The sequence below is a fragment of the Pseudolysinimonas kribbensis genome, assembly GCF_030161895.1.
GTDB lineage: Bacteria > Actinomycetota > Actinomycetes > Actinomycetales > Microbacteriaceae > Pseudolysinimonas > Pseudolysinimonas kribbensis.
The window spans coordinates 3,278,756-3,304,385 of record NZ_BSVB01000001.1 but is presented as its reverse complement, the minus strand read 5'-3'; the positions used below and the strand labels follow the sequence as shown (position 1 = coordinate 3,304,385).

Below are 25,630 nucleotides of genomic sequence, written 5' to 3'. Positions count from 1 at the left end.
GCACGGATGGACAGGTTTAGGTCCACATAGGTCCACGACGAGAGCTGAGCATGCCGACTCGACCGAAAGCCACCACGACGGACGCCCTCGGCAGGACGGTCCCGACCACCCGGAAGTCGTGGGGCTCGGTGATGCTCCTGCCCTCGGGCAACTACCGCGCCAGGTACGTCGGGCCGGACGGCTTGAAGCACTCCGCGCCCTCGACGTTCACGACCAAGATCGACGCCGACGCGTGGCTCGCGAGCCAGCGGGTAGCGATCGACCGGGGCGAGTGGACTCCTGCCACGACGACGGCCTCTCACGCGGCCCAGGCCGACCGCTCGCAGACGTTCCTCGACTACGCGACCAAGTGGATCAGCACCCGCACGAACGCCTCAGGCGAGCCCCTGCGGCACCGCACCCGCGACGAATACGTGCGCCTACTGGCGACCGTGCTGCAACCCCTGGCAGACATCCCTCTCGCGAGCATGAAAGCCAGCACCGTGCGCGACTGGTATTCCGAGCTGATCGCCTCCGGGCGAAAGACCACGGCGTCGCGCGCCTACGGGTTCGCCCGATCGGTCATGGCGACCGCCGTGCGCGACGGGCTGGTCGCGAACAACCCGGTCGAGGTCCGCGGCGCCCAGAACGCGACGACGGGCCGCGAGACGGTCCCGCCGACCGACGCCGAGCTGGCGATCATCGAGGCGAACATGCCGCCCCAGCTCCGTGCCGCTCTGCTGATCGCCGCCTGGGGCGGGCTGCGGTTCGGGGAGCTGACCGAGCTGCGCCGTCGCGATCTGATCCACGACGACGACCTGATCCGTATTCGGATCACGCGAGCAGTCACCCGCACGACTTCCGACGGGTTCGTGGTCGGCAAGCCCAAGAGCCGCGCGGGCATCCGCGACGTGGCGCTGCCGCCGTCGATCACCAGCGATGTGCTCGATCACCTCCGCGACTACGCCGAGCCGGGCGAGGACGGCCTGCTGTTCCCCTCGAAGAATGGCGGGCACATGGGCGAGCCGGAGCTGAACCGATCCGGGTGGTACGCCGCCCGCGCCGCTGCGGGCCGGGACGATCTGCCGTGGCACGGGCTCCGGCACTACGGCCTGACGAAGTACGCGATCGCCGGGGCGACCACCCGGGAGCTGCAGGACCGAGGGGGCACGCGACCGCGACCACCGCGCTCCGCTATCAGCACGCCGCCGCCGACCGGGCTGCCGAGCTGGCCCGGCGCATGACGAGCGGCTAAGGCATGTGCGCGGCAAGGACCGCTGGCGCTTGGTCCTTGCAGTAGTAGACCGCGGAGCCGACGACCATGATCGAGGGTCGCGGGTATCCCAGCTTCTGGGCCTCCGCCGAGGCATCCGCCGGGGTCATGCCGCCCGCGAGATCCTTGCAGATCGTGTGAGCGTCAGCGACCACCTGATCCGACGCGATGGAGCCGAGGGCGTGCTGCTGCGATAGGTACTCCAAGAGCCTGGCCTCCGGCAAGACCGACGCTGCGGCGGAGTTGAGCGCGTCAATATCGACGGTCGGCGTGCTGGTCGGGTGCGTCGTCGCGCTACAGCCCGCCAGCAGGAGCAGCGGCACGAGGCCCACAAGAATGAGCGGGCGCGTCATGTGCTCGGGACCTCGTTGGAGGTGACCGTGACGGCCTGAAACGTGGTCGTGATGCCGCCGCCCGGGAGGGACCGCTGAACCGTTCGAGCCTTGATCGTCACCAACTGATTCAGGTGGAACGCCTCGCGCACCGCCTTCGTCAGCTTCGATGCGTCGATCCTCACGATCGTCTCGTCGTCCGATCCGACCGCGAGCTGCCAGGCGGTCTTTTCGCTGAGGGTGATGAGTCGGCCCGTCACCTCTTGCGTATCGACCTCCAACTCTCGCGACACGACGAGGTGGCGGACGAGTCTGGCGTCGTGCTGAGTAAACGTCGCGCGTCGGGTCGCGGTGTTCGGCTCGCGCCATTCGAGGTCCACGTCGAAGTCGGCGGACTCGATTGCCTTGGCGAACTTGCGAACCGCCGTCGCGAGGCGGGGGCCGCCCTCGCGCACCCGCTCGATGAACGCCTGCGCCTTGGCGGTTTCCAGCTCGTCGGGCAGGAGTGCTTCTAGGTCGCTCGCCGGTTGCTCGGTCGTGGGGGCGACCACCTCCGCGCCGAGCTGTTCGAACACCGCGGCTGCGCTTTCTTCGTCCGATTCGAATCCGACGATCCTGAGATTTGTCGTAATCGCGATGCCGTCCAGGGGCTCGACCGCGGCACGCTCCGCCGCGCGCTCGACGGCGCGCTGCTCGGGCTGGGCATCGGCATCCGGGCCGATCGAGTGCGCCGCGCCGACGAGCCGCAGGGCGTCCTCGAAACACTCATCGAGGAACTGCCGCTGAGCCTGGTCGAAGATCGCGACGTTTCCTTCCGTCAGCAGCTCCGTTTCCGGCAGCGATTCCGGGAGGAGGTCAAACACGAGACTCCCACCCGCGGGCGCCGCGGCGATCTTCAACGCGGTCAGCGTGACCAGCTCACCCGGCAGGGGTCCCTGTGTGCTGCGGATGCCGCGACGGGCTGCACCCACCGCGGTCACGAGCCGCTGGAGCTGAGCGAGCACGTCGGCGGTCGAGCCGAGCCGGGCTGAGTGATTCGTGACGTTCACCCCGAACAGCCGGAGCGAGCCGGAGCTGCGGAGCGTCCGCGCGCCAGCGCCGCCGCCGAACAGCGCCTCGAGGCTGATGCGATTGAGGTCGCGCGGCGTCTCCCACTCGGGCGCGGACGCTGCGGCCAGAGCTGCCTCGATTTCTTCAGGCGAAGCCATCGAGGATCACCTCCAAGTAACCGCGTCGCGGAGTGCATCGGCTCGCGTAAGCGGCGCCGTCTTAGAGACCATTCTGCGCCGCTGCCACCAGTCGTCCCAATGACCGCGATCCTCGTAGTAGCTCTTGTCCAGGCCGTTTCGGCGTGCCGGGTCGACCACCTGCCGCCACGCGCACAGGTAGGTGTCCACCTGCAAGCCGGTCGCCGCCCTGACCAGCTTGCCGCCCGCGAACTGCCCCAGCACGCGATTCTTGGTCGGGTCGACCTTCGCCAGCGCGAGGGTCGCGTCGTCCACGATGTAGAGGCTGTCCACGTCGTCGGGGTCGAGCTTGGTCGTGGTGAAGCTGCCGCCGATCCACGCCGCCGACACGGGCACGACGGAACGCAGGAACGCGGTCGCGTTGAGCCAGTCGCTCCAGATTTTCGCCCGAGTGGTCGACGCAGCGAACTGCGGATCGGTCACGAACCGGGACTCGATCTCAGCCAGCGTCGTCGGATGCCGCCCGAGGTCGAGCACGTCCTGACCGGCCGGTATCACCGGGATCACTAGCGCCTCCGTCGGGTCTAGGAGCAGTCGCCCGAGTCTATGAACTGAGGGACCCCTGCGCGAGCCCTGAACCGGGGGACGCGCGAGGACTGGAGTGGACACGCTACCCGTGTCGCGATCCGCGACCGCTGCGCGAGCGGGCGACGGGAACATCGGGGGAGAGCGTCGGTCGCCAGCCGTCCCGGAAGTACCGTTGCTGATACGGCGGCCAACTCGACACGGGCTCGGTCGTCACGTCGCGCCCAGCCCGCCAGACCCGCTGCCACGGCCTCGGCAGCTCCGGGTCCATGCTCGCGAAATACTCCACAGTGTTGCCGCCGTCTCGATCGAGCGTCCGGCCACGCTGGTGAAATGAGAGAGCCCCGGACGGCTCAGGTTCGTGAGCGCTCCGGGGACTGCTCCCAAAGTACCGAGGGCCGCCGACAACCTGGGCAGCGGCGCGCCGATGCAGGTCCGCACCGATAGATTCGTGCCATGCCAAGACCGGCCTGGAACGAGATCACCGCACGGGCCGCAAAGTTCGCGGCCGATTGGGCCGGGGAGTCCTACGAGAAGGGCGAGGCGCAGTCCTTCTGGACCGAGTTCCTCGCCCTCTTCGACATCGACAGGCGCAGGGCAGGCGGGTACTTCGAATACGCCGTGAAGCTCGCTGGCAAGAAGTACGGCTTCATCGACATGTTCCTGCCGGGGAAGCTAATCGTTGAGCAGAAGAGCGCCGGGCGCGATCTGGGCGCTGCACAAGGCCAGGCTCTGGGGTACCTCGATGGCATCCCGGACCACGACCTCCCTCTGAGGATCGTTGCGTGCGACTTCCAGACCTTCCAGCTCTACGACACCGAGACCAGAGCGGTCAGCACCTTCACGCTCGCCGAACTCCCGAAGCACGTCCGAGAGTTCGGGTTTTTGGTCGACGAACAAGCCCTCCGTGTCGAGGAACAGAGCCCGGTCAACCGCGAGGCCGCCGAACGCATGGCCAAGCTGCACAACCTTCTATATGACTCCGGCTACGTCGGGCACAACCTCGAACTCTTCCTTGTCCGACTGGTCTTCTGCCACTTCGCCGATGACGCCCGGATCTTCGAGCCGAGCGCATTTGAGAAGTTCATCCGCAATCGGACCTCGCTAGACGGGACCGACCTTGGGCCTCGGCTTGGAAAGCTGTTCGAGGTACTCAACACTCCAATCGACAAGCGCTCGACGATGCTCGACGAAGACCTTGCGGCATTCCCTTACATCAACGGCGGCCTCTTCTCCGAGGTGACGGGGATGCCCGACTTCGACCAGACGATGCGGATGATGCTGATTCAGACGTGCGCGCCCGACTGGTCGCAGGTCTCTCCCGCGATCTTCGGCTCAATGTTTCAGGGCGTGATGAACGAGGAGGCGCGGCACGACGTTGGAGCGCACTACACCTCCGAGGAAAACATCCTGCGGGTCATCAAGCCGCTGTTCCTCGACGCACTCTATGAGGAGTTCGAGTCGGTCAAGGAGTCGAAGCCGAAGCTCTCGGCGTTCCACGACAAGTTGGCGGGCCTCGGCTTCATTGACCCCGCCTGTGGCTGCGGCAACTTCTTGGTGATCACCTACCGCGAGCTTCGTCGGCTGGAACATCGGGTGCTCTCCGCGCAGATGGGCACTTACGTCACGCTCACGGATGTTGGCGATCTGCTGAAGGTTCGCGTCGAACAGATGAGTGGCATCGAGATTCTGGAGTTCCCCGCTCTCATCGCGCAGACCGCGCTGTGGCTGACTGACCATCAGATGAACTTGGAAGCGTCCGCCCGTTTTGGGACCCACTACGCCCGCATCCCTCTTACCGAGGGCGGTCACATCGTCTGCACGAACGCGCTGACAGTCGACTGGGAGGACGTGCGACCGGCAGACAAGACCGACTACATCCTCAGCAACCCGCCCTTCCTCGGCTCCCGGGTTATGGACAAGGTCCAGAAGGCCGAGCTTCGTGCGGTCGCCGGTGCGGTCAAAGACGCTGGATTCCTCGACTACGTCGCGGCGTGGTACATCCGGGCCGACGAGGTGATGGCCAAGAACCCTTCGATCCAATGCGCGCTCGTCTCGACGAGTTCGATCAGCCAGGGTGAGCAGCCCGGGATCCTCTGGCCGCGCCTCCTTGGCCGCGGTGAGCACATCAACTTCGCGCACCGCAGCTTCATTTGGACGAATGACGCGCGAGGGGTCGCCAAGGTGCATTGCGTGATCGTCGGATTCGGACGCACCGAACGAAAGGTGAAGCAACTCTTCACCTACCAGGACGGCAAGGGTGAACCGGTTCTCGACCTCGTGCCGTCGATCAGTCCATACCTTGTGCCGGGCGGCGAGTTCGTCGTCACCAATCGGCAGGAGCAAATCAGCGGTGAACTCAAGATGGTCTTTGGGAACATGGCCGCCGACGGCGGCCACCTTCTGCTCACCCGGGAAGAGCGCGACGCGCTGATTGCCGAGTACCCGCAGACGGCAGCCTGGATTCGCACCTTCCAGGGAGCCGATGAGTTCATCAACCGTCGCCCTCGCTACTGCCTGTGGCTCGACGGGGTGAGTTCCGGCCAAATCAAGGCCGTGCCACCCGTGTACGAACGAGTCCGGGAGGTTCGGGAAGTTCGCGAGAAGTCGTCTCGACCGCAGCTTGCCAACATCCCGCACCTCTTCGCCCAGCGGACTCAGGACCCAGACCAGCCCTTCCTCCTGATCCCGGCTCATTCCTCTTCGCGGCGCCTGTACGTTCCTCTCGGCTTCTTCGAGGCCGGGACCGTGACCTCGAACTCTTCACTGGCGATCCCGAACGCCTCTCTTTACCACTTCGGAATCCTCACCAGCACCATGCACATGGACTGGATGCGCGCCGTCTGCGGTCGGCTCAAGAGCGACTACCGGTACTCCAAAGATGTCGTCTACAACAACTTCGTTTTCCCGAACCCGACCGACCAGCAGCGGGCGACGCTTGAGCACTTGGCGCAGGTCATCCTCGACGTTCGCGATCGATACGCGTCCGACAGTCTCGCCGATCTCTACGACGACGTTGTTATGCCCGCTGATCTCCGTAGCGCTCACAACGTTCTGGATGCCTACGTTGACGGGATGTATAACCCTCCCGCTCCCGGCTTCTCGAATGCCTCGGATCGGGTGCAATACCTGCTCGACCTGAACCGGCAGACCGAGCAACATCGGGCCAGGACCTAACGCCTGTTCGGGTCGTTCGCCGTCCCCTCGACTGGCAGACCGATGCCGTGCGCGCGCTGGGCGGGCGTCTGGCCGCGCTGCGCCTGCGCGATAGCCGCCAGGGTGCCCCGGGAGCCCCCGAGGGCGTAGGCCGGGGACAGCAGGCGCTGACCGACTGGCCCGACCCCGCTGGCCCGCGCCCGAGCAGCAATGCTGACCCTCGACGGGTCCGACACTCCCCCGCCGCTGAGGTCGGGCTGCTCGGTCAGGTCGGCCACGACCATGCCTACCGCCGTCAGCACGTCGTCGTGTGTGCCCGCCGGGTTGCTCATCTTCACGAGGCCCGGTCCGGTCTCGATCATTCGGACGGTCTGCGCCTCGGATCGCAGCTCGTCGTCATCGGGCAGCTCGACCGCTCGGTCTCTGAGCGCCACGAATAGCCCGCGGGCGAGCTTGCTGGCCCCCGCCGCCGAGAAGACGAACTCGCGGACGCGGACGCCCTCCCGGGTTAGGTTGCCGACCATCTGCTCGGCCTGCATCCGGTCGAAGCGCAGACGGGCGACGCCGTACTCGCGACACAGCCTGAGCACGGCGGCCTCGACCTCGGTGAGATCCACGCGACCACCGAGAACCTTGCCCGGCTTGTGGGCGCCGACCGTGCGCGCCAGCCGCGCCTCGATGCGCCCGCGTCGGAGGTGCTGCCACGGCAGCGCGTTCGGCTCGGCGCCGCGGAGCGCGACCCACGCCTGGCCCAACGGCTCGACGTAGGTGCGACCATTGAGGGACCATCCGAGGTGCGCCAGGATAGCTCGCTCGACGGCGGGGTGCCCCACCGCACCGACCTCCGCGACGACCCGGCGATCGGTCGGGCACACGTAACCAAAAACGGGCTCGGGTCGCGGCTGCCCTCCCAGCTCACCCGGGACCACGCGCACCGGAGAGCCCCACGCCTTCACCGCGTCGCTGGGCTTGACGCGCAGCGTGCCGACGCCGCACAAGAGGCACGCCCGCGGCGCGCCGTCCAGCTCGGGGGCGCGCAGGGCGTCTCGGTCTCCATCGAGTACCGCCAGAACACCTGGAACGCATCGGCGGTATCCCGAGCGAGATCGGCAGGCACCGCGCCCCAGCGCGTCGCACTGGCGGTGCGCGGGTCGCCCCCGGTTCCGAGGTGCAGGCTCCACGAGCAGCTCGCGCCGCACGGCGCCATGGCCTCGACCAGTGATCGCACGTCGCTCGGTGAACGGGTGAACCGAGCGGTGTCGTCGCCCTCGATGCCGAGCACGTCGAGACCGGCCAGCGCAGCGTCAACGCGCTCGACCTCGATCTCGCCCGTGCCAGGAATCGAGCCGAGCCCGTGCACGAGCACGAGAGCCCGGGCGCGGTCGCGGCGTGCGTCGCACTTCTCGCAGCGGGTCAACGCGACCTCCATCGCGACCCGAGCGCCGCCGCCCATCGCGTCGAACGCGGGCGACACCCGCGGCCATACGGGCAGCGCCTCCGTCCTGGCCGGGTGGGGGTGCTCGACCCGGTTTCCGCACGAGCGGCAGGCGAGCGCGTCGGCGCCCAGCTCGGCGGCGGACCCGTCGCGCGGAAGTCGGATACGGGGCGCCTTGTTGCGCCGGTCGAGAGTGGTCGTCACGAGCTGGTGTCCTTGCGATTGGTCGGCATGGGCGACTCGCCCAGGCCGGGGTAGCTGTCGAGGCCCGGGAACCGAGCCGTGTCGCTGAGGTCAGGCAGGTCGCCGGAGGCGGTCGTGAGCAGGGGCGCCTCGGAAGCGGGCTCGCACCCGCAGTCGTTAGGGTCCGGCTCCCCCGCGTCGTCCTCCGGGTCCGGCTCCGAGCCGGGGCGCGGCGGCCCGACGAGCGCGATCCGCGCGCGGTCGAACGCAGGAATCTGAACGAGCGTGATGCCTCGGACGCGGGCGTCGCTGGTCACAGCCAGGTCTCCCCCGTCCTCACCCCTGGCGAGCGCCGTCGTCGGGTCGTCCAGGTCGACGGACACCCCGCCGGCGACGCCCGCGGCGATCTGACGGGCGACCTCGCGGCCCTCGGCACTACCGAGGTCGAGCGTCCCCGTCGCCCAGATCACCCCGCCCGGACGGCGGCTCAGGGTCTCGACGCGCCCGACCGCCAGCGCCCCGTCGTGGCCACCGTTGTCGATCGGCGCCCACCGCAAAGTCGGGTAGCCGCCCTGACGAAGCGCCCCCGTCGCGATGCGGCGCCCGTCCCCGGTCGACTCGTCCTCGAACGCGACTGGACCGGCCCAGTCCTGCACGAGCGCGCTCGGGAGCGACATGGACGAGATGAGCGACCGCTCGCTCGCCTCACGGCGGCGGTGCTCGTCAAGCGCAGCGAACCGCTGCTCGCGCAGCTCGTCCGCGGACGGGGCGGAGAGCGTGCGGCGCACCCCCTCGACCTTCACCCGCATCGCCGCCAGCTCGAAAAGGCCCGGGTCGTTGACGACCGAGCGGCGCTGAGCGACCGCGCCGATCCCTACCGCCGAGCGCATGACTCCCGCGGAGGCGATAAGGGCTCGCGGGCGCTCGATCGCGAACCCGGGCGACGACACGGCCAGCGCGGCGACGAGTTCGAGCGACCCCTGGTGCGAACGCCAGTCCCCCGAGAGCGGGCTGGCCCTGAGGGTCCGCACCTGTTCGGGCGTCGTGCTCGGGCGGAGCGCTCCGGCCACCCAGATACCGTGGTGGTCCTCCCCGATGCGAACGTCCGCGACCGCGTGCCCGGTGTCGGAGTAATGGCGCATCGCGGAGAGCTGATCGAACGCGGGATCGGCGTGGCTCGTGTCGAGGATGATCGGCCCGGTCGCGATGGTGTCGCCCTCTGCAGTCCGAACGGCGCCGAGCATGAACCTGCTGTAGCTGGTCCGGCTGCGCGGAGCCGTGACGCACTGGCGGCCCAGGGTCGCGCTCTCGACGTGGCATTCCTTCCAGCTCGCTAGATGCCCGAATACCCGGCCCGAGGGCTCAACGGTCAACGGTGTCAGCGCGGTCAGCTTCGGGTTCGCAAACCACGAGCCGGGCGGCTCGACAGGGGCCGTCCCGGTGGTCGCGGCGGGCCTGGTGGTCGTGCTGGTGGTCATCGGTTGTACCTCGCTCTCTGCTGCTGTCTCCGCTGCTCGTGCTCTTGCTGTGCGGCGTGCAGGCCGACGTTCCGCACGGCGGCGGCGCGCTCGGCCAGTGCGTCCACGAACGGCGCGGGCGCGGGACCGGAGGGCAGCCGCACCCGAGCCGCGTCGCCCAGCCCCAGCTCGTAACGGTGCAAGCACACGGCGCCGACGCCGGAGTCACCTGAGCCGATGCACCACGCGCCCAGCTCGGCGTCGTGCTCGTCGCACCTGATCCCGAGCGCGGCGTCGATCCGAGAGCGTGTCTGCGCCAGGCTCTGCCGAGTCAGGGCGCGGTCGGCGGCGAGGGCTCGATCGTCGTCCTCGGTCGTCTCGCGGTCGTGCGGGCTGGGCGGCTGGCCGGTCACGGCGCGCATGCCGCCGAACCCGGGCTCGCGGTACGGCGGACGCGACGGGAACACGTTCTCGATGTGCATGCGGTCCGGCATTGTCAGGCTCCGTCTCCGTTGTGGTTGTGGTCGTCGTCGAGCGCGTCGAGTTCGAGCCGCGCCGCAGGATCGTCGGAGGCGCGTCGGGCGTCGAGCGCCGCCTGCCCGAGCGCCATGCGGGCGGCTAGCAGCTCGACGCCGCCGCCGAGCGCGAGGCTGGTCGCCTGCGCCTGACGCACGCGTGCCTCGGCCAGCACCCCAAGACCGAGCCGGTCACGGGCTTGCGCAGCGTCTCGCTCGGCAGCCCGAACTCGGTCATGCAGGTTCGTGCGGGGGTTGCCCGAGGCCGAGTCGAACAGGCCGACGATCGCCTCGTGGTCGCGGTGCAGCTCGGCCCGGGCCTCGGCGTAGGACCACGCCTCAGCGTCGAACCGATAGCGGGGTCGATCGAACTCGGGGTGCTCGATCAGCAGGTCGGCCAGCAGCTCGGCAGCGCGGTCGCGGACGGCACGCGGGCTGCGGTACCCCGAGACCGTCTGTGACGGGTTGCCGGGCTGGAACGGCACGCGCTGGCCTGGAAACGCTGGCTCCCATGGCTCGCCGTGGAGCGTCGGCTGCGGGTGCTCCCAGTAGTCGGGCGATCCGAGTTCAGGACCGGTCTCTGTCGTCGTCTCGTCGTTCATCTCGAACTCCGATCAGACTCAGCGTGCCGGGCTCGGCGCGAGTGCGGCAGTGCGGCGCCCATATAGGGCGCCGCCGCACTGCCGCACTGACTCGCGGAGTGCGGCTGCCGCACTGCTGCCGCACTCTGCCGCACTGCCGCACTCAGGTATTTGCTGGCCTCAGTCGCTCGCATCGCCGCTCCCGCCGTTCGAGAACGTGGGCATGACCGGGATCGACCAGAGCTGCGAGTTTCGAGGCCCCTTCACCCAGTCGAGGCGGCCCATCCGCTTGCCGTAGGCGAGGGCGTCGCGCACGCCGTGATCGCCCAGCATGTCGTCGAGGGCGTCGTGAATCTGCCGACCGCTCATCGGCACCGCAGCGTCCCGCAGGAAACGCAGTATGCGGTCGAGACCGTCGCTGTGAGCCGCGTCACGGCGCGATCCGGCACCCGAGAACGTGAGCAGTCGAGTCGCCGGGTCGAACGTCAGGGCGGCCTCCGGCAGATCAACGTCGCGACCCTCGGCCCGCAGGTAGCGCGTCGCGCCCTGGCGGGTCAGCCAGACGTTCACGTCGGCCCAGCCCTCCATCGCGCTCGCGCCGCGGACGTGCTCGCCCAGGTGGCCGCTGTGCGCCAGCAGGATCACGTCGCGGGCTCCGACGACGGTTCGAGCCCAGGCATCGAGCCGGTCGAGGAACCTGGACACCTCGGAGTTCGAGTTCTGATCCGCTCCGTCGAACGCGCGCGAGAACGGGTCGATGATGAGGCTCTCGACGTTCCGATCGCGCAGGAGCTCCCCGAGGTGCCGCAGCTCGTGGTCGTTCGCGAACGGGGTGGGGCGTCCGCGCAGGCTAGCGACAATCAGCCGGTCTGCGGGCACCCGGGCGTCGGACGCCCACCGCGCGAACGTTGCCGCCGAGACCTCAAAGTTGAGGTAGGCGACCCGCGCACCCGGCTCGATCGGGCGGACGGCCAGGGTGCCGAGGAACGGCTGACCCGTGATGAGCGACCTGCTGGCCCCGATCGCCACGGTCGACTTCCCGGCTTTCCGCTCCGCGATCAGCAGCATGCCCGCCTCCCAGGGCATCAGGCCCTCTACGCGGGCCAGGGGCTCGGCGGGACGGGACAGCAGCTCGGCCAAGCTGGTCACGTCGAGCGGCTGGCGGGGGCCGTGTCGATCGCGTACTGACGCCTGGCCTCTTCCCGCACGTGCATCATCTCGACGGCATATGCGACCGCAGAGAGGTGCGCGCCGTCGACCCACTGACCGTCGTCGCCGATCTCCTGCACGGCGCCGTAGGGTCCCTGCGGACGTGGCAGCTCACGCGGCACGATCGCCAGATCGGCGGCGGGCTCGTCTGCTGCTCGGGCGCGGGATCGGCGTCGAGGTCGATACCCGGCAGCTCGTCCTCCGAGCTGGGCTCCGGCACGTCGGCGTCCGGGTCTCCGCGGTCGGCGGGATCGCGCAGGTCGAGGGTGAACGAGTCGCCGCCGAGCAGGATCACGTCCTCGAACTCAACCCGGGCTCCGGGCTGGTCGGAGTAGCCGTTCACGAGACGGCCTCCAGCTCCCGCAGCTCGGCGCGCAGGCGTGCGGTCTCACGCTCGAACTCGACGTAGTGCGCCCAGGTGCAGAACCGCACACCCTGGCCGGGCCACGATCGGCGGTTCCCGAACTTCACTCGCCGAGGACGGTAGGGCTGGATGCACCACCAGCAAGTCCGCAGACCACGAGCAGCGTGCTCAGCTCGGATGCGGCGGGCGTCCGAGTCCGGAAGGAACGGACCGAACAGCGATCGCTCCAGCAGCTCGACGCGGCACCACTGGGCCAGTCCGACGATCACGAGCTGGCGGCCCCGCTGCTGACCGTGACAGGCTCCATGAGTCTCGCGAGGTCGGAGAGCTTGACGCGGATCGGGCGCGTGTCGCGACCGGCTCCGGGCCTGCGCGTGCCGATCCGCACGGCGGGCAGCGTGCCGTCAGCGATCCGGCGCCGCAACGTCTTGCTGTCCAGCTCGCAGGCTGCCGCCGCGTGCTGGAGGGACACGTACTGATCGAGGTCGAGAGGCATCGAGTCGTCCTATAGAGGTGGCGGACCTCACGCTGCGATGTGCCTCGATCGCGTGCGGCCCTGCTATCACCTCGTGGACCCGGGAGGGCCACTCTCACGCTGTCCACCTGCCGCGGGACCCGGTGGAGGGGCGGCAGTTCACGCGATCCCGAGCGCCGGAACAGCTCAACCTCGGGTGCGACTCAATGATCCCACGTTTGGGCTGGCCCGTGGGGCAGGAAGTCCAGTCACGGCGTGTCCTGTCCCAATGTGTCACACCCGAGTAACACGCCCAGTAGTGGGCGGCTCAGAGGGCCGAAATACGGCCATTCGGCGGGCATAGGTCCACGGTAAGTCCACGCGGCTACCCCGAGAAATGCGAAACCCCCGGCTGATCTGGGGTTCTTGTGGTGGGCGATACTGGGATCGAACCAGTGACCTCTTCCGTGTCAGGGAAGCGCGCTACCGCTGCGCCAATCGCCCGTTCCGGTGGTGCCTTGCGGACCGCCGGGGGTGTTGCCGAGGTGGCGACGGGACTCGAACCCGTGTATACGGCTTTGCAGGCCGCTGCCTCGCCTCTCGGCCACGCCACCATGTGAGCGGTCACTGCACTTGGCGAGCACAGCGGACCGTGAGACTTGATCCTCGAGCGGATGACGAGACTCGAACTCGCGACCCTCACCTTGGCAAGGTGATGCGCTACCAACTGCGCTACATCCGCATGCCGCTTGCGCGACTCGAACGACTTTAGCATCCCGCGTGGGCTCGCCAAATCGCATGACACGCCCGCGTCGGACGGGTCGGCGCCGTATGGCAAGATGGGTTCCCGCGGGCGATTGGCGCAGTTGGTAGCGCGCTTCCTTCACACGGAAGAGGTCATCAGTTCGAGTCTGGTATCGCCCACCCAGATGGCACGCCCGCCGGCGACCGTGAGCCGAACCGGATGCCGAGCCACACCGGCAGCGACACCAGCGCCGCGAACCCGGCGACCGCGCCCGCAGCGACCAGCGGCACGGGAACGGCCTCGATCTGCGCCGTGAAGAGCACCCCGATCGCGTCGCCCGAGACCACCGGCGCCACGAGGCCGATGAGCCCGGCGGCGAGCACCACCCAGCCGGCGCGTGCCACCGACCTCGTGCGTCCCCGGGCGATCACGGCGGAGATCACGCCTGCCAGCACCGCGACGGCGACCGACCACGGGATGGCGACGGTCGCCGCCCCGGCCATCGTCGCGACGATCCCGGCGAGGGCTCCGAGCGCGAGAGAGCGGGCCGGCGGGCGCGCCGAGCGGCGCAGCCGGTCGACGATCAGCCAGACGGCCGCCCCCACGCCGGGGCCGACTCCGCCCGCCACGAGGAGGAGCGGCGTGTAGGCGTCGACGAGACCCTCCATCGCGGCGATCCAGACGACGAAGGCGGCCCACAGCGCACCGCCGAGCAGGACCGAAGCGCGGGTCCCGGGCGCCGGCAGGTCGTTGCGACGGGATCGCGGCATAAGTAGGGCGAGGAGCACGAAGGACGCGGGGGCGATCGCGAGCGGCAGTGCCCCGCCGAAGTCCAGCAGCTCGCACGGCGTGCCCCGGCATCCCGCCGTCGTGAGCAACGGTCCGAGCGCCGTGACCGGCAGGACGACGACGCCCCACACGGCCGGGACGATCCAGCGCATCCGGAGACCGGCCCCCGCGGCGGTCGCGGCGGCGAGGAGGACGGTGAGGACGACCGCTGCCGCAGCGGCGAGGTCGATGAGGTACGGGGCGCCCGCGGCATCCGTGATCAGCCCGAGGACGACGACCTCTCCCCGCAGACGATCGCGAGCCCCAGCAGGCGCCATCCCGCGCGTCGCAGCGACGGCACGACCAGCACGAGCGCGAGCGCCGCGCCCAGCGCGGCCACGACCCCCGAGTACGCCACGGCGGCGCTCTCGGGGGTCATGGCACCACGTTAGGGCGCCCCGCGGTTACACGGCACTCGGTTCGAGCTCGTACGCGCCCTCGCCGTGCACGATGGTGTCGACGCCGGCGACCTCGTCCTCGTTCTTGATGCGGAAGCCCATCGTCTTCTGGATGATCCAGCCGATCGCGTAGGCCATCACGAAGCTGAAGATCCCCACGCCGAAGGCCGCCACCGCTTGCACTCCGAGCTGGCGGAGGCTGCCGGTGTCGAGCAGGCCTATGCCCGAGCCGAAGATGCCGATGTAGAGCGTGCCGATGATGCCGCCCACGAGGTGGATGCCGACCACGTCGAGCGAATCGTCGAAGCCGAGCTTGTACTTCATCTCGATCGCGATGCAGCAGACGGCGCCGGTGACCAGGCCGAGGAGGATCCCCAGCCCGGCGTCAGGATGTTGCATGCCGGCGTGATGGCCACGAGGCCGGAGACGGCACCCGACCCGGCGCCGATCGACGTGGGCTTGCCGTCCTTGATCCGCTCGACGATGAGCCAGCCGAGCGTCGCCGCGGCGGGGGCCGCGAGCGTGTTGATCCAGGCGATCGCCGAGATCCCGTCGACGGCGCCCTCGGAGCCCGCGTTGAACCCGAACCAGCCGAACCACAGCAATGCGGCGCCGATCAGCGTGAGCGGCACGTTGTGCGGGGCGTTGAAGCCCTTCTTGAAGCCGACCCGGCGTCCGAGTACGAGGGCGAGAGCCAGACCCGCCGCCCCGGCGTTGATGTGCACCGCGGTGCCGCCGGCGAAGTCGTTGACCTTGAGCACGGCCGGTGCCCACCCGTCGCCGAGGTTGAAGACCCAGTACGCGACCGGGAAGTAGACGAGCGTGACCCAGACGCCGGCGAACACCATCCAGGCGCCGAACTTGGCCCGGTCCGCGATAGCGCCGGAGATCAGGGCGACGGTGATGATCGCGAAGGTCGCCTGGAACCCGACGAAGCTCAGCCCGCCGAGGTCCGGTGTCATCGCCCCGTCCTTGCCGACGTCGATGAGCGAGCTCAGTCCGAGCAAGAGGTTGTTCGGGTCGAACGGGTTCCCGAGGAAGTGCGGGATCAGTGGCGTGCCGAACGACAGTCCGTAGCCGTAGAGCACCCACAGCACGCCCACAATGGCGATGGCGCCGAAGCTCATCATCATCATGCTGATGACGCTCTTGGCCTTGACCATGCCGCCGTAGAAGAAGGCGACGCCGGGGGTCATGAGCAGCACGAGTGCTGCCGCCACCATCAGCCAGAGGGAGTTGTCGAACGTCGAAGCCGCGGGGGCCGCGAGGTGGAGCATGGGCGGATCCTCATCTCGTCATGGTGCTCGGGTGAGGGTCAGTGTGACGAGGGTCTGTTACCGCCAGGGGCGAGGCGTGTTTCGCCGTGGTTACAGCGGGCGCCGGTCTGTGAACATCGTGTTTCGCGCTACGCGACCGGCTGCGGGTTCGTGAGCGCGATGAGCCGGGAGGTGGCGCGCAGGTACTTCTTGCGGTAGCCGCCGGCGAGCATCTCGTCGCCGAACACCCGGTCGAGCGGGGTGCCAGTGGCGAGCACGCGCACCTGGGCGTCGTAGAGGCGGTCGACCATGGCGACGAAGCGCAGCGCATCCGACTGGTCGGTAAGCGTGCGCACGCCCCGGATGCCGATCGCGTCCAGTCCGTCGACGAGCTTCACGTAGCGCGAGGGGTGCACCGTCGCGAGGTGCCGCAGCAGTGCGCCGAAGTCGTCGGACGTGGCGGCCCCCGCAGCGGCGGCCTGGCCGAGCTCCTGCTCGAACGCCGTGTCGTCGAGGGCGATCGCATGTCCCTCGATCTCGCGCCGGCGGTAGTCGAGCCCGTCGATCCGCACGATCTCGAAGCGATCCGCCAGCGCCGAGATCTCGCGCAGGAAGTCGACGGCGGCGAACCGGCCCTCCCCGAGCGCATTCGGCGGCGTGTTCGAAGTCGCCGCGATCCGGGTTCCGGATGCCACCAGCTCCCCGAGCAGCCGGCTCATCATCATCGTGTCGCCGGGGTCGTCGAGCTCGAACTCGTCGATCGCCAGCAGGGTCGCGCCCGAGAGCAGCTTCACCGCGCCCGCGTACCCGAGCGCCCCGACCAGCGCGGTGTACTCGATGAAGGTGCCGAAGTACTTGCGTCCGGGGGCCAGCTTCCACAGGGCGGCCAGCAGGTGCGTCTTGCCCACGCCGAATCCGCCGTCGAGGTAGATGCCGGGCTTGCCCTGCGGGGCCTTGCGACGGCCGAACAGGCCTCCCCGCGGTGCGTGCCCCAGCGGCCCGCGAACGCCCGCACCTTCGCGACCGCCTCCGCCTGCGAGGGATAGTCGGCATCCGGCACGTAGTTCTCGAGCGTCGCCCTCGCGAACTGCCGCGGCGGCACGAGCGAGGCGGCGAGTTCGGAGCCGCTCATCTGCGGGAGGCGATCGACGAGGGAGGGGACGGAGACCTGCTGCACGATGTCCTTCGGGAGGGATGCTGTGTCGAACTCTTACGGTCTCGCAGCGGGCCGGGTGCTCGAGTCCTAGCCTGGAAGGCGGCTTCCAGCCTAGATGACGAGGAGACAGCATGACCGTCGAGCGCGACCAGGATCCCGCACTGCAGGGGTTCGCCCATCCGGAACGACTCGTCACCACCGGCTGGCTGGCGGAACACCTCGGCACGCCCGGGCTCGTCGTCGTCGAATCCGACGAGGACGTGCTGCTGTACGAGACCGGGCACATCCCCGGAGCGGTCAAGATCGACTGGCACACCGACCTCAACGACCCGGTCGCCCGCGACTACATCGACGGCGCCGCGTTCGCGAAGCTCGTCGGCTCGAAGGGCATCGGCCGCGACACGACGGTCGTGATCTACGGCGACAAGAACAACTGGTGGGCCGCTTACGCCCTGTGGGTGTTCACGCTGTTCGGGCACGAGGACGTGCGGCTGCTCGACGGCGGCCGCACCAAGTGGGAGGCCGAGGGCCGCGCGTACACGACCGAGGCACCCGCTTCCACGGCGGTCGACTACCCCGTCGTGGAGCGGGATGACGCGCCCATCCGCGCCTACAAGGAGGACGTGCTCGCCGCCCTCGGAAGCGCGAAGCTCGTCGACGTGCGCTCCGCCCCCGAGTACGTGGGAGATCGCACCACCGCTCCCGACTACCCGGAGGAGGGCGCGTTGCGTGCCGGCCACATCCCGACCGCGGCGAGCGTGCCATGGGGCCGGGCCGTCGCCGAGGACGGCACTTTCAAGAAGACCGAGGAGCTCAGCGCCATCTACCTCGACGAGGTGGGCCTGCGGCCCGGGGACAGCATCATCGCCTACTGCCGGATCGGCGAGCGGTCGAGCCACACCTGGTTCGCGCTGACCCACCTGCTCGGTCTGGAAGGCGTACGCAACTACGACGGCTCCTGGACCGAGTGGGGCAGCGCCGTGCGCGTGCCGATCGTCCGCGGCGACCAGCCGGGCGAGGTGCCCGCGCGCTAGCCTCGAGGGATGGCGAAGACGACGCTCCCGGGATCGCTCGCGGCGATCCAGGACGACTTCCTCGCCCTCGATCAGGGTGAGCGACTGCAGTTGCTGCTCGAGTTCTCGCAATCGCTGCCGGAGCTGTCCGAGCGCTACCGCGATCACCCCGACCTGCTCGAGCGCGTGGTCGAGTGCCAGTCCCCCGTCTACCTCTTCGTCGATGTCGAGGACGGCGTCGTGCGGATCAACGTGACGGCTCCGAAGGAGTCGCCGACCACGCGCGGGTTCGCCTCGATCCTGCACGAGGGGCTCGACGGGCTCACGGTCGACGAGGTGCTCGGCGTGCCCGCCGACTACCCGCTCGACCTGGGTCTCACCGAGGCCGTCAGCCCGCTGCGCATCCGCGGGATGATGGGCATGCTCGGCCGCATCCAGCGTCAGGTCCGCGAGAAGTCCGGCGCATGATCCTCGGCCGGGTGCCCGCCGATCGCGACGAGCTCCGCCGCCGGTACGCGGCACCGGCCGCCGACTGGGTCCGGGTCAACCTCGTCGTGAGCCTCGACGGCAGCGCGGCCGGGCCCGACGGCACCTCGCGCTCCCTCACGACCGGAGCCGATCGGCGGGTGCTGGGGGCCATCCGTGCCGAGTCGGACCTCGTGCTCGTCGGCGCCGCGACGCTGCGTGCCGAGCCGGAGCTCGTGCCGAGGGTCACGCCGCTCGCCGTGCTCTCGCGCAGCGGCGACACCGGCGCCGCGCGGCTGAGGCCGGGCGACGTGGTGCTCGACCGGTTGCCCGAGCTGGGGGTCGCATCGTCTGCGAGGGCGGGCCATCAGTCGTCGCCCAGCTGCTCGACGCCGGGCTCATCGACGAGATCTGCCTGACGACGGTGCCGCGCATGGTCGGCGGGGTGGCCGTCGCCCCTTTCGGCGGCGCCGTCACACCGTCCCTCGAACTGCAGCAGCTGCTCGTCGACGATGCCGGGGTGAGCTACGCCAGGTTGCTGTGCGTGCCACGCGGCGCGTCCAGCGCCGCCAGCCAGTCCCGGATCGCGCCCTCCCAGCGCTCCGGGTCGTAGTTCCACAGCTTCGTGTGCCGGGCCACCTCGAACGGCACGAAGGTCACGATGTCGGGACGCGCGACCGCCAGCGCGCGCGATGCCGTCGACGGCACGAAGCCGTCGTCGTCGCTGTGCAGCAGCAGGATCGGCGTGTGCAGCTCCCGCGCCCGGCGCACGAAGTCCATCCGGTCGAGGTCGAGCGGCTCCGCCAACCCGGTCAGGATCCCGCCCCACCGCGAGCGGAACATCGCGAGCACCAGATAGCGCACGACCGCCGGCAGTCGCCGCAGCGTGACCTGGAAGTCGAGGGTCGCGATCCAATCGACGACCGGCGACTCCAGCACGACGCCGATGACGTGCTCCCGATAGAGCGAGCGGGTGAGCGCCTGCAGCACCGTCGCGCCGCCCATCGACCAGCCCATCAGCACGAGCTCCTCGGCGCCGTGGTCGAGGGCGTAGCGCATCGCCTCCTCGACGTCGATCCACTCGCGATCGCCGAGCGCATAGCGGTAGTCCGCGCTGCGCGGCGCCTCGCCGTCGTTGCGATAGGAGACGATGAGCGAGTCGTACCCCGCGTCGCGGAACACCGGCACCGCACGCAGCACCTCGCTGCGCTTGACCGCGCGACCGTGCACGCCGATCATCCAGCGCTTCGATGCCCTGGCGGGATCGGCCGGCACGAGCCAGGCGGGGGCATCGCCGAGCGGGGTGGCGATCGCCACGTCCTCGTACGCCACGCCCAGGTCGTCGGGGGTGAGATACACCCAGCCGTTGAACCGGCCGGAGCTCGCGGCGTCGAGGTCGCCGAACTCGACGCTCAGCACGCGGCGCGTCACGGTGCGCTCGTCGCGGGCGACGATCTCGCCGAGCCGGGCCTCGCCGGCATCCTGGTCGAACCAGAAGCTGTAGGTGCCCGGCAGCAGGAGTCCGGCGTCGCCGAGAGCACGATGAGGCCGCGGTCGAGGTCGACCCGGAGGATCCGCACGTCCTCGGTGCGGCGCGACGGCGGCACGATGACCGCCCGCGCGACGAGCACCGTCAGCGCACCGGAGGCCAGAGCGGCGGCGCCGAGCGCCCCGGCGACGCCGATGGCGGTTCCCACCGCGACTCTCCGGGCATGTGAACGTGTGGCGCGCATGCCGCTCCCCAGGGCTCCGGGCGGCGTGTTCAGCACGCGCCGCTGCGCCGACGAGCCTAATCTGCTGAGGTGGCACAGTCGTCCGGTTCCCTCCTGCCGGCACCGTTCCGTGCCGCGCAGGATGCCGTGCGCTCCGCCCAGCTGCGAGCGGAGCTCCAGGTGGAGGAGATCGCGGCGCCGACCGGGCTCGCCCCGTTCGCGATCGCCCTCGCCGGTGACGTGCGCCCCGTGACGCACGGCGTCGACTCGCTGCTCGGCACCGGCCGGTTCGTCCTGTTGTACGACCCGGAGGAGCCCGAGTCGTGGGGCGGCGCCTTCCGTGTCGTGTGCTTCGCGCAGGCGCCGCTCGAGACGGACATCGGACTCGATCCGTTCGTGGCCGAGGTCGCCTGGTCGTGGCTCGTCGACGGGCTGGCGGCGCGCGGCGCCGCCTACCACGCGGCCTCCGGCACGGCGACGAAGGTGCTCTCGACCGGGTTCGGCGAGCTCGCCGGCTCGACCGACAGCGCGCAGCTCGAACTCCGCGCGTCGTGGAGCCCGGACGGCGGCGAACTGGGTCAGCACGCCGCCGGGTGGGGCGATCTGCTCTGCCTGCTCGCGGGGCTCCCCCGGCGGGCGACGCCGTGGGGCTGCTGCCCGGAGTGCGAGCGGTACGTGACTGAGCCCGAGGCCCCGTCGCGCGATCCGCTCCCCCACGCCGCTCTGCCCGTCGTCGACACCCGGGAGGTGTACGACGCCGCGGTCGCCGACCTCGCCGGTGGCAGCGGCCCGTTCGCCGTCGACGCCGAGCGCGCCTCCGGCTTCCGCTACTCGCAGCGCGCCTATCTCATCCAGGTCTACCGTCGCGGCTCGACGGTGCAGCTGTTCGACCCGCCCGCGCTCGGGGACCTGAGCGCGCTCGCGGACGTGATGCGCGGCGAGGAGTGGATCCTGCACGCCGCCAGCCAGGACCTCGCCTGCCTGCGCGAGGTCGGACTCGACCCCGAGCGCATCTTCGACACCGAGCTCGGGGCCCGGCTCGCGGGCCGGCCCCGCGTCGGGCTCGGGCCCATCGTGGAGGATCTGCTCGGCATCCACCTCGCCAAGGAGCACTCGGCGGCCGACTGGTCGACGCGCCCGCTGCCGCAGAGCTGGCTCGTGTACGCCGCGCTCGACGTCGAACTGCTGCCCGATCTGCGCGACGAGATCGGCGCACTGCTCGACGAGCAGGGCAAGAGCGAGATCGCGCGGCAGGAGTTCGACGCGGTCCTGCGGCACGAGACCCCGGTGCGCGGAGAGCCGTGGCGTCGGCTGACGAGCATCCACTCGCTGCGCCAGCCCCGCAATCTCGCGGTCGCGCGTGAACTCTGGATGGCGCGCGACGCCTACGCCCGGGAGATCGACACCGCGCCGGGCCGGCTCGTGCCCGACGCGTCGCTCGTCGCGGCCGCGCGCACCCTGCCCGCCACCAAGCGCGAGCTGGCGGCCATGAAGGACTTCACCGGCCGCGCGAGCCGCGGTCAGATCGACCGCTGGTTCGCCGCGATCGAGGCGGGCCGCACGACGACCGACCTGCCGCTGCTGCGACCGCCCGGCGACTCGCTGCCGCAGCCGCGGGTCTGGGCGGACAAGAACCCGGATGCCGATGTGCGTTTCCGCTCCGCCCGCCCCGCCGTCACGGCGGTGGCCGAGGCGATGAACCTGCCGGTGGAGAACCTGCTGACCCCCGAGTACCTGCGCCGCGTCGCCTGGGCGCCGCCCGCCGAGATCAGCGCGGAATCCGTCGGAGCGGCTCTGACGGCCCTCGGCGCGCGCCCATGGCAGGTTGCGGCGACCGCACAGGTGATCGCCGATGCCTTTGTGACACCTCCCCAAAGCGCCGGAGAGGCGTCCGAGGCCCCTTCGTAGGAAGGATCAACGGGTCCGGCGCCCGGAAGGGGCGCGGCCTAGGGTCGGAAGAAGGGGCACGCGGGACGCTCTGCGTGCGCGCCCTCAATCCGATCCAGCTCCTGGAGGAATCGTGGCTCAGACCCCCGACGTCGTCTTCGTGGACGGTGTCCGCACCCCCTTCGGCCGCGCCGGCGAGAAGGGCCAGTACTGGAGGACCCGCGGCGACGACCTGATCGTGAAGGCCATGATCGGCCTGCTCGAACGCAACCCGAATCTGCCCAAGGATCGGGTGGACGACGTCGCGATCGCGGCGACCTCGCAGACCGGCGACCAGGGTCCGACGATCGGACGCAGCGCCGGCATCCTGGCGGGATTGCCCCTGAGCGTGCCGGGTTACGCGCTCGACCGCATGTGCGCGGGAGCGATGACCACGGTCACGACGATCGCCGGCGCCATCGCCTTCGGCGCTTACGACATCGGCATCGCCGGCGGCGTGGAGCACATGGGGCACCACCCGATGGGACAGGGCATCGACCCGAACCCGCGCTTCGTCGCGGAGAACCTCGTCGCCGCCGACGCCCTCAACATGGGCAACACCGCCGAGCGGCTGCACGACCGGTTCCCGCAGCTGACGAAGGAGCGCGCCGACCATTACGCCATGCGCAGCCAGCAGAAGCTGGAGGTCGCCTACCAGGCCGGCAGGATCCAGCCCGACCTGATCCCGGTCGCGATCCAGTCCGATGAGGGCTGGGGGCTCGCGACCGAGGACCAGGGCCGCCGCCCGGAGACGACGATGGAGACGCTCGCCGGCCTGAAGCCCTCGTTCCGACCGCACGGTCGGGTCACCGCCGGCAACTCGTCGCCGCTCACCGACGGCGCGACGGTGTCGCTGATCGCAAGCGCCGACACCGCCCGGGAGCTCAACCTCGGCGTCAAGATGCGGATGGTCTCCTTCGCCTTCGCCGGCGTCGAGCCGGAGGTCATGGGCATCGGCCCGATCCCCTCGACCGAGAAGGCCCTGCGCAAGGCCGGACTGACGATCGGCGACATCGGGCTCTTCGAGCTCAACGAGGCGTTCGCCGTGCAGGTGCTGTCCTTCCTCGACCACTTCGGCATCGACGACGACGACCCCCGGGTGAACCTGTGGGGCGGCGCGATCGCGATCGGGCATCCGCTCGCCTCCTCCGGCGTGCGTCTCATGATCCAGCTCGCGCGTCAGTTCGAGGAGCACCCCGAGGTGCGCTACGGCCTGACCGCCATGTGCGTCGGCCTCGGGCAGGGAGGCTCCGTCATCTGGGAGAACCCGCACTACCGGGGGCGAAGTAAGCGATGACCGACTTCTCGAAGCTGCTCGCCCTCGACCCCGACGAGGTCGTCACCCACTCCTTCGTGCGCGACATCCGCCTGCCGAGCGGGAAGACGCTGGCGCTCATCACCCTCGACAACGGCAAGGACTACACCCGGCCGAACACCCTCGGGCCGAACACGCTGCACGAACTCTCGGGCGTGCTCGACCGGCTCGCGGCACGGGGGCGGCGAAGGAGATCGACGGCGTCGCCGTGATCGGCAAGCCGTTCGGCTTCGCGGCGGGAGCCGACCTCAGCAAGGTGGGCGAGATCCCGGACCGCGAGACGGGCCTGCTGATGGCGCGACTCGGCCACTCGACGCTCGGCAAGCTGTCCGAGCTCGGCGTTCCCTCGTTCGTGTTCTACAACGGCCTCGCGCTCGGCGGCGGCGTGGAGATCGGCCTGAACGCGACCTACCGCACGGTCGACGCGTCGGTGCCGATGTTCGGTCTGCCCGAGGTCATGCTCGGGATCGTGCCCGGCTGGGGCGGTGCCTGGCTGCTGCCGAATCTCATCGGCGTCGAGAACGCGCTCAAGGTCATCGAGTCGAACGCGCTGCGCCGCCGGTTCCTCCGGGGACCGGAGGTGTTCGAGCTCGGCATCGCCGACGCCATGTTCGGGCCCGCGAACTTCCTCGAGGAGTCACTGCGCTGGGCCGACGGCGTGCTGTCGGGATCGATCAAGGTGAAGCGCAAGAACGAGCCCGGCAGGATCGAGCGCCTCGCCAAGTGGGACATCGCGATCGGCATCGCCGAGAAGCAGCTCAAGGACGCCGTCGGCGAGACGCCGCTGAGCCCCTACCGCGCCCTCGCGCTCATCAAGGCCGCCAAGAACACCGACAAGCAGACCGGCTTCGCGGCCGAGGACGCGGCGCTGGCCGACCTGATCTCGGGCGACCAGTTCCGCGCGAGCGCGTACGCATTCGACCTCACCCAGAAGCGCGCGAAGCGCCCGCGGGCGCGCCGGACAGGCAGCTCGCGCGCACGGTGACGAAGGTCGGCATCCTGGGTGCCGGTCTCATGGCGTCGCAGTTCGCGTTCCTGTTCGTGCGCCGCCTGCAGGTTCCCGTGGTGATCACCGACCTCGATCAGGCTCGGGTCGACAAGGGCCTCGGCTACATCCGCGACCACATCGACGAGCGGCTCGCCAAGGGCCGCATCTCGTCGGACGAGGCCAACCGGCTCAAGGCCCTCGTCACCGGGACGACCGACAAGAAGGACTTCGCCGACTGCGACTGGGTCATCGAGGCGGTCTTCGAGGAGGTCGGGGTCAAGCAGCAGGTGTTCGGCGAGGTGGAGCAGTACCTCGCCGAGGACGCGGTGCTGGCGACCAACACCTCCTCGCTCTCGGTCGACGAGATCGGCGCGAAGCTGCGGCATCCGGAGCGCCTGGTCGGGTTCCACTTCTTCAACCCCGTCGCCGTCATGCCGCTCATCGAGGTCGTGAAGGCGCCGAAGACGAACGACGCCGCGCTCGCGACCGCCATGGAGATCGCGAAGAAGCTCGGCAAGAACGCGATCATCACGAAGGACACGCCTGGCTTCATCGTCAACCGCATCCTGGCCAAGCTGCTCGGAGAGGCCATGCACGCGGTCGAGCAGGGGACCCCGTTCGACACGGTCGTGGAGGCCGTGAAGCCGCTCGGACTGCCGATGGACCCGTTCGTGCTCCTCGAGCTCGTCGGGCTCCGCGTCGGCGCGCACGTGCTGGAGACCCACCACGCCGCCTTCCCGGAAAGGTTCTTCGACTCCCCCGCCCTCGACGAGCTCGCCGACTACGGGCACCTGCTCGAGAAGGACGCGAAGGGCAAGACCAAGGGCTACGACCCGAAGGCGCTCGCGATCGTGAAGAAGCACACGGCGCCGGGGGCCACGCCGTTCACGGTCGAGCAGCTCCGGGCGCGCGTCGAGGACGGGCTAGCCGACGAGATCCACCGCATGCTCGAGGACGGCGTCGTCTCGGCGCCCGAGGACATCGACCTCGCCATGATCCTCGGTGCCGGCTGGCCGTTCATCATGGGCGGCGCGACGCCGTACCTGGACCGCGTGGGCGCGAGCGAGCGGGTGTTCGGCGACACCTTCCACCACCCGCCCGTGCGCGGGGTCGCCTAG

At 69.8% G+C, this 25,630-nt stretch carries 24 protein-coding genes, 4 tRNA genes and 4 pseudogenes; 11 read left to right on the top strand and 21 right to left on the bottom strand.

The window, feature by feature from the left end:
* Nucleotides 1–50: 50 nt before the first annotated feature.
* On the top strand, nt 51–1,223 hold the full coding sequence (locus QQK35_RS18145; RefSeq protein ID WP_284255397.1) for a tyrosine-type recombinase/integrase: 1,173 nt from the start codon (nt 51–53) through the stop codon (nt 1,221–1,223).
* A 7-nt stretch (nt 1,224–1,230) separates the two neighbouring features.
* Here the strand turns inward: QQK35_RS18145 and QQK35_RS18140 are convergent, their stop codons facing one another.
* From QQK35_RS18140 to QQK35_RS18130, 3 genes are read right to left on the bottom strand one after another with little or no spacing between them, the layout of a single operon-like run.
* A complete protein-coding gene (locus QQK35_RS18140) occupies nt 1,231–1,605 on the bottom strand; it encodes a DUF732 domain-containing protein (protein ID WP_284255396.1) in 375 nt (124 codons plus the stop codon).
* A complete protein-coding gene (locus tag QQK35_RS18135; RefSeq protein ID WP_284255395.1) occupies nt 1,602–2,792 on the bottom strand; it encodes a hypothetical protein in 1,191 nt (396 codons plus the stop codon). The genes QQK35_RS18140 and QQK35_RS18135 overlap by 4 nt, the downstream gene beginning before the upstream one ends.
* Nucleotides 2,793–2,798: 6 nt before the next feature.
* On the bottom strand, nt 2,799–3,338 hold the full coding sequence (locus QQK35_RS18130; protein WP_284255394.1) for a DUF6932 family protein: 540 nt from the start codon (nt 3,336–3,338) through the stop codon (nt 2,799–2,801).
* A 474-nt stretch (nt 3,339–3,812) separates the two neighbouring features.
* Here QQK35_RS18130 and QQK35_RS18125 point away from each other — a divergent pair, with 474 nt between their 5' ends.
* A complete protein-coding gene (locus QQK35_RS18125) occupies nt 3,813–6,533 on the top strand; it encodes a DNA methyltransferase (protein WP_284255393.1) in 2,721 nt (906 codons plus the stop codon).
* On the opposite strand, the gene QQK35_RS18120 is transcribed toward QQK35_RS18125, so the two are convergent.
* The 12 genes from QQK35_RS18120 to QQK35_RS18065 all read right to left on the bottom strand — a co-directional run bounded on the left by QQK35_RS18120 (nt 6,530) and on the right by QQK35_RS18065 (nt 13,452).
* Nucleotides 6,530–7,345 carry a hypothetical protein gene (locus QQK35_RS18120; protein WP_284255392.1) on the bottom strand — a complete coding sequence of 272 codons (816 nt, stop codon included), beginning with the start codon at nt 7,343–7,345 and terminating at the stop codon, nt 6,530–6,532. The two genes, QQK35_RS18125 and QQK35_RS18120, sit on opposite strands and share 4 nt — an antisense overlap.
* Before the next feature lie 119 nt (nt 7,346–7,464).
* Nucleotides 7,465–8,151, bottom strand: a complete 687-nt coding sequence (locus QQK35_RS18115) for a hypothetical protein (RefSeq protein WP_284255391.1) — start codon at nt 8,149–8,151, stop codon at nt 7,465–7,467.
* Complete coding sequence (locus QQK35_RS18110; protein ID WP_284255390.1) at nt 8,148–9,374, bottom strand: HK97 family phage prohead protease; 1,227 nt, start codon at nt 9,372–9,374, stop codon at nt 8,148–8,150. Before QQK35_RS18110 ends, QQK35_RS18115 begins: the two co-directional genes overlap by 4 nt.
* A gap of 230 nt (nt 9,375–9,604) precedes the next feature.
* Entirely contained in the window at nt 9,605–10,069 is a 465-nt protein-coding gene (locus QQK35_RS18105) for a hypothetical protein (RefSeq protein ID WP_284255389.1), read from the bottom strand.
* 14 nt (nt 10,070–10,083) lie between these two features.
* Complete coding sequence (locus QQK35_RS18100) at nt 10,084–10,704, bottom strand: hypothetical protein (RefSeq protein WP_284255388.1); 621 nt, start codon at nt 10,702–10,704, stop codon at nt 10,084–10,086.
* 159 nt (nt 10,705–10,863) lie between these two features.
* Nucleotides 10,864–11,832: an AAA family ATPase gene (locus QQK35_RS18095; protein ID WP_284255387.1), complete on the bottom strand. Its 969-nt coding sequence runs from the start codon at nt 11,830–11,832 to the stop codon at nt 10,864–10,866.
* A gap of 64 nt (nt 11,833–11,896) precedes the next feature.
* On the bottom strand, nt 11,897–12,235 hold the full coding sequence (locus tag QQK35_RS18090) for a hypothetical protein (protein WP_284255386.1): 339 nt from the start codon (nt 12,233–12,235) through the stop codon (nt 11,897–11,899).
* Nucleotides 12,232–12,363, bottom strand: coding sequence for a hypothetical protein (locus QQK35_RS18085; RefSeq protein ID WP_284255385.1), 132 nt, complete (start codon nt 12,361–12,363; stop codon nt 12,232–12,234). The genes QQK35_RS18090 and QQK35_RS18085 overlap by 4 nt, the downstream gene beginning before the upstream one ends.
* Nucleotides 12,364–12,521: 158 nt before the next feature.
* Nucleotides 12,522–12,752, bottom strand: a complete 231-nt coding sequence (locus QQK35_RS18080) for a helix-turn-helix transcriptional regulator (protein ID WP_284255384.1) — start codon at nt 12,750–12,752, stop codon at nt 12,522–12,524.
* A 387-nt stretch (nt 12,753–13,139) separates the two neighbouring features.
* Nucleotides 13,140–13,214: transfer RNA gene (locus tag QQK35_RS18075), tRNA-Val, on the bottom strand.
* A 39-nt stretch (nt 13,215–13,253) separates the two neighbouring features.
* Nucleotides 13,254–13,324, bottom strand: a tRNA-Cys gene (locus tag QQK35_RS18070).
* Between the two features lie 55 nt (nt 13,325–13,379).
* Nucleotides 13,380–13,452, bottom strand: a tRNA-Gly gene (locus tag QQK35_RS18065).
* 109 nt (nt 13,453–13,561) lie between these two features.
* On the opposite strand from QQK35_RS18065, the gene QQK35_RS18060 reads away from it, so the two are divergent.
* Nucleotides 13,562–13,634 (top strand) — tRNA-Val (locus QQK35_RS18060).
* On the opposite strand, the gene QQK35_RS18055 is transcribed toward QQK35_RS18060, so the two are convergent.
* The 4 genes and pseudogenes from QQK35_RS18055 to zapE form a co-directional block, all read right to left on the bottom strand.
* Nucleotides 13,611–14,561, bottom strand: coding sequence for a hypothetical protein (locus QQK35_RS18055; protein ID WP_284255383.1), 951 nt, complete (start codon nt 14,559–14,561; stop codon nt 13,611–13,613). The two genes, QQK35_RS18060 and QQK35_RS18055, sit on opposite strands and share 24 nt — an antisense overlap.
* Nucleotides 14,504–14,662: a hypothetical protein gene (locus tag QQK35_RS18050; RefSeq protein ID WP_284255382.1), complete on the bottom strand. Its 159-nt coding sequence runs from the start codon at nt 14,660–14,662 to the stop codon at nt 14,504–14,506. Before QQK35_RS18050 ends, QQK35_RS18055 begins: the two co-directional genes overlap by 58 nt.
* Nucleotides 14,663–14,687: 25 nt before the next feature.
* Nucleotides 14,688–15,958: pseudogene (locus QQK35_RS18045) on the bottom strand (ammonium transporter).
* 128 nt (nt 15,959–16,086) lie between these two features.
* Nucleotides 16,087–17,069: pseudogene (gene zapE, locus QQK35_RS18040) on the bottom strand (cell division protein ZapE).
* A 155-nt stretch (nt 17,070–17,224) separates the two neighbouring features.
* Between zapE and QQK35_RS18035 the strand changes: the two are divergent.
* From QQK35_RS18035 to QQK35_RS18020, 4 genes are read left to right on the top strand one after another with little or no spacing between them, the layout of a single operon-like run.
* A complete protein-coding gene (locus tag QQK35_RS18035) occupies nt 17,225–18,127 on the top strand; it encodes a sulfurtransferase (RefSeq protein ID WP_284255381.1) in 903 nt (300 codons plus the stop codon).
* 9 nt (nt 18,128–18,136) lie between these two features.
* Nucleotides 18,137–18,574 carry a SufE family protein gene (locus QQK35_RS18030; protein ID WP_284255380.1) on the top strand — a complete coding sequence of 146 codons (438 nt, stop codon included), beginning with the start codon at nt 18,137–18,139 and terminating at the stop codon, nt 18,572–18,574.
* Entirely contained in the window at nt 18,571–18,990 is a 420-nt protein-coding gene (locus QQK35_RS18025; RefSeq protein ID WP_284255379.1) for a dihydrofolate reductase family protein, read from the top strand. The genes QQK35_RS18030 and QQK35_RS18025 overlap by 4 nt, the downstream gene beginning before the upstream one ends.
* Complete coding sequence (locus QQK35_RS18020; RefSeq protein WP_348535025.1) at nt 18,918–19,184, top strand: dihydrofolate reductase family protein; 267 nt, start codon at nt 18,918–18,920, stop codon at nt 19,182–19,184. The genes QQK35_RS18025 and QQK35_RS18020 overlap by 73 nt, the downstream gene beginning before the upstream one ends.
* On the opposite strand, the gene QQK35_RS18015 is transcribed toward QQK35_RS18020, so the two are convergent.
* Both QQK35_RS18015 and QQK35_RS18010 read right to left on the bottom strand, forming a co-directional pair.
* Nucleotides 19,097–20,026: an alpha/beta hydrolase gene (locus QQK35_RS18015; RefSeq protein ID WP_488803441.1), complete on the bottom strand. Its 930-nt coding sequence runs from the start codon at nt 20,024–20,026 to the stop codon at nt 19,097–19,099. The two genes, QQK35_RS18020 and QQK35_RS18015, sit on opposite strands and share 88 nt — an antisense overlap.
* On the bottom strand, nt 19,999–20,268 hold the full coding sequence (locus QQK35_RS18010) for a hypothetical protein (RefSeq protein ID WP_284255377.1): 270 nt from the start codon (nt 20,266–20,268) through the stop codon (nt 19,999–20,001). Before QQK35_RS18010 ends, QQK35_RS18015 begins: the two co-directional genes overlap by 28 nt.
* 105 nt (nt 20,269–20,373) lie before the next feature.
* On the opposite strand from QQK35_RS18010, the pseudogene QQK35_RS18005 reads away from it, so the two are divergent.
* The 4 genes and pseudogenes from QQK35_RS18005 to QQK35_RS17990 all read left to right on the top strand — a co-directional run.
* Nucleotides 20,374–20,853, top strand: a pseudogene (locus tag QQK35_RS18005) (DUF3000 family protein); the annotation flags it as partial.
* A 105-nt stretch (nt 20,854–20,958) separates the two neighbouring features.
* Nucleotides 20,959–22,191 carry an HRDC domain-containing protein gene (locus tag QQK35_RS18000; protein ID WP_344202735.1) on the top strand — a complete coding sequence of 411 codons (1,233 nt, stop codon included), beginning with the start codon at nt 20,959–20,961 and terminating at the stop codon, nt 22,189–22,191.
* 112 nt (nt 22,192–22,303) lie between these two features.
* Nucleotides 22,304–23,506, top strand: coding sequence for a thiolase family protein (locus QQK35_RS17995; RefSeq protein WP_284255376.1), 1,203 nt, complete (start codon nt 22,304–22,306; stop codon nt 23,504–23,506).
* Nucleotides 23,503–25,630: pseudogene (locus QQK35_RS17990) on the top strand (3-hydroxyacyl-CoA dehydrogenase NAD-binding domain-containing protein). The gene QQK35_RS17995 and the pseudogene QQK35_RS17990 overlap by 4 nt, the downstream one beginning before the upstream one ends.

Excerpts from the sequence above, each read along its gene's own strand:
- QQK35_RS18145 (WP_284255397.1), top strand. The coding sequence starts at position 51 with ATGCCGACTCGACCGAAAGCCACCACGACGGACGCCCTCGGCAGGACG.
- QQK35_RS18140 (WP_284255396.1), bottom strand. The coding sequence starts at position 1,605 with ATGACGCGCCCGCTCATTCTTGTGGGCCTCGTGCCGCTGCTCCTGCTG.
- QQK35_RS18135 (WP_284255395.1), bottom strand. The coding sequence starts at position 2,792 with ATGGCTTCGCCTGAAGAAATCGAGGCAGCTCTGGCCGCAGCGTCCGCG.
- QQK35_RS18125 (WP_284255393.1), top strand. The coding sequence starts at position 3,813 with ATGCCAAGACCGGCCTGGAACGAGATCACCGCACGGGCCGCAAAGTTC.
- QQK35_RS18110 (WP_284255390.1), bottom strand. The coding sequence starts at position 9,374 with ATGCTCGGCGCCGTTCGGACTGCAGAGGGCGACACCATCGCGACCGGG.
- QQK35_RS18105 (WP_284255389.1), bottom strand. The coding sequence starts at position 10,069 with ATGCACATCGAGAACGTGTTCCCGTCGCGTCCGCCGTACCGCGAGCCC.
- QQK35_RS18100 (WP_284255388.1), bottom strand. The coding sequence starts at position 10,704 with ATGAACGACGAGACGACGACAGAGACCGGTCCTGAACTCGGATCGCCC.
- QQK35_RS18080 (WP_284255384.1), bottom strand. The coding sequence starts at position 12,752 with ATGCCTCTCGACCTCGATCAGTACGTGTCCCTCCAGCACGCGGCGGCA.
- QQK35_RS18055 (WP_284255383.1), bottom strand. The coding sequence starts at position 14,561 with ATGGCGCCTGCTGGGGCTCGCGATCGTCTGCGGGGAGAGGTCGTCGTC.
- QQK35_RS18050 (WP_284255382.1), bottom strand. The coding sequence starts at position 14,662 with ATGACCCCCGAGAGCGCCGCCGTGGCGTACTCGGGGGTCGTGGCCGCG.
- QQK35_RS18035 (WP_284255381.1), top strand. The coding sequence starts at position 17,225 with ATGACCGTCGAGCGCGACCAGGATCCCGCACTGCAGGGGTTCGCCCAT.
- QQK35_RS18030 (WP_284255380.1), top strand. The coding sequence starts at position 18,137 with ATGGCGAAGACGACGCTCCCGGGATCGCTCGCGGCGATCCAGGACGAC.
- QQK35_RS18025 (WP_284255379.1), top strand. The coding sequence starts at position 18,571 with ATGATCCTCGGCCGGGTGCCCGCCGATCGCGACGAGCTCCGCCGCCGG.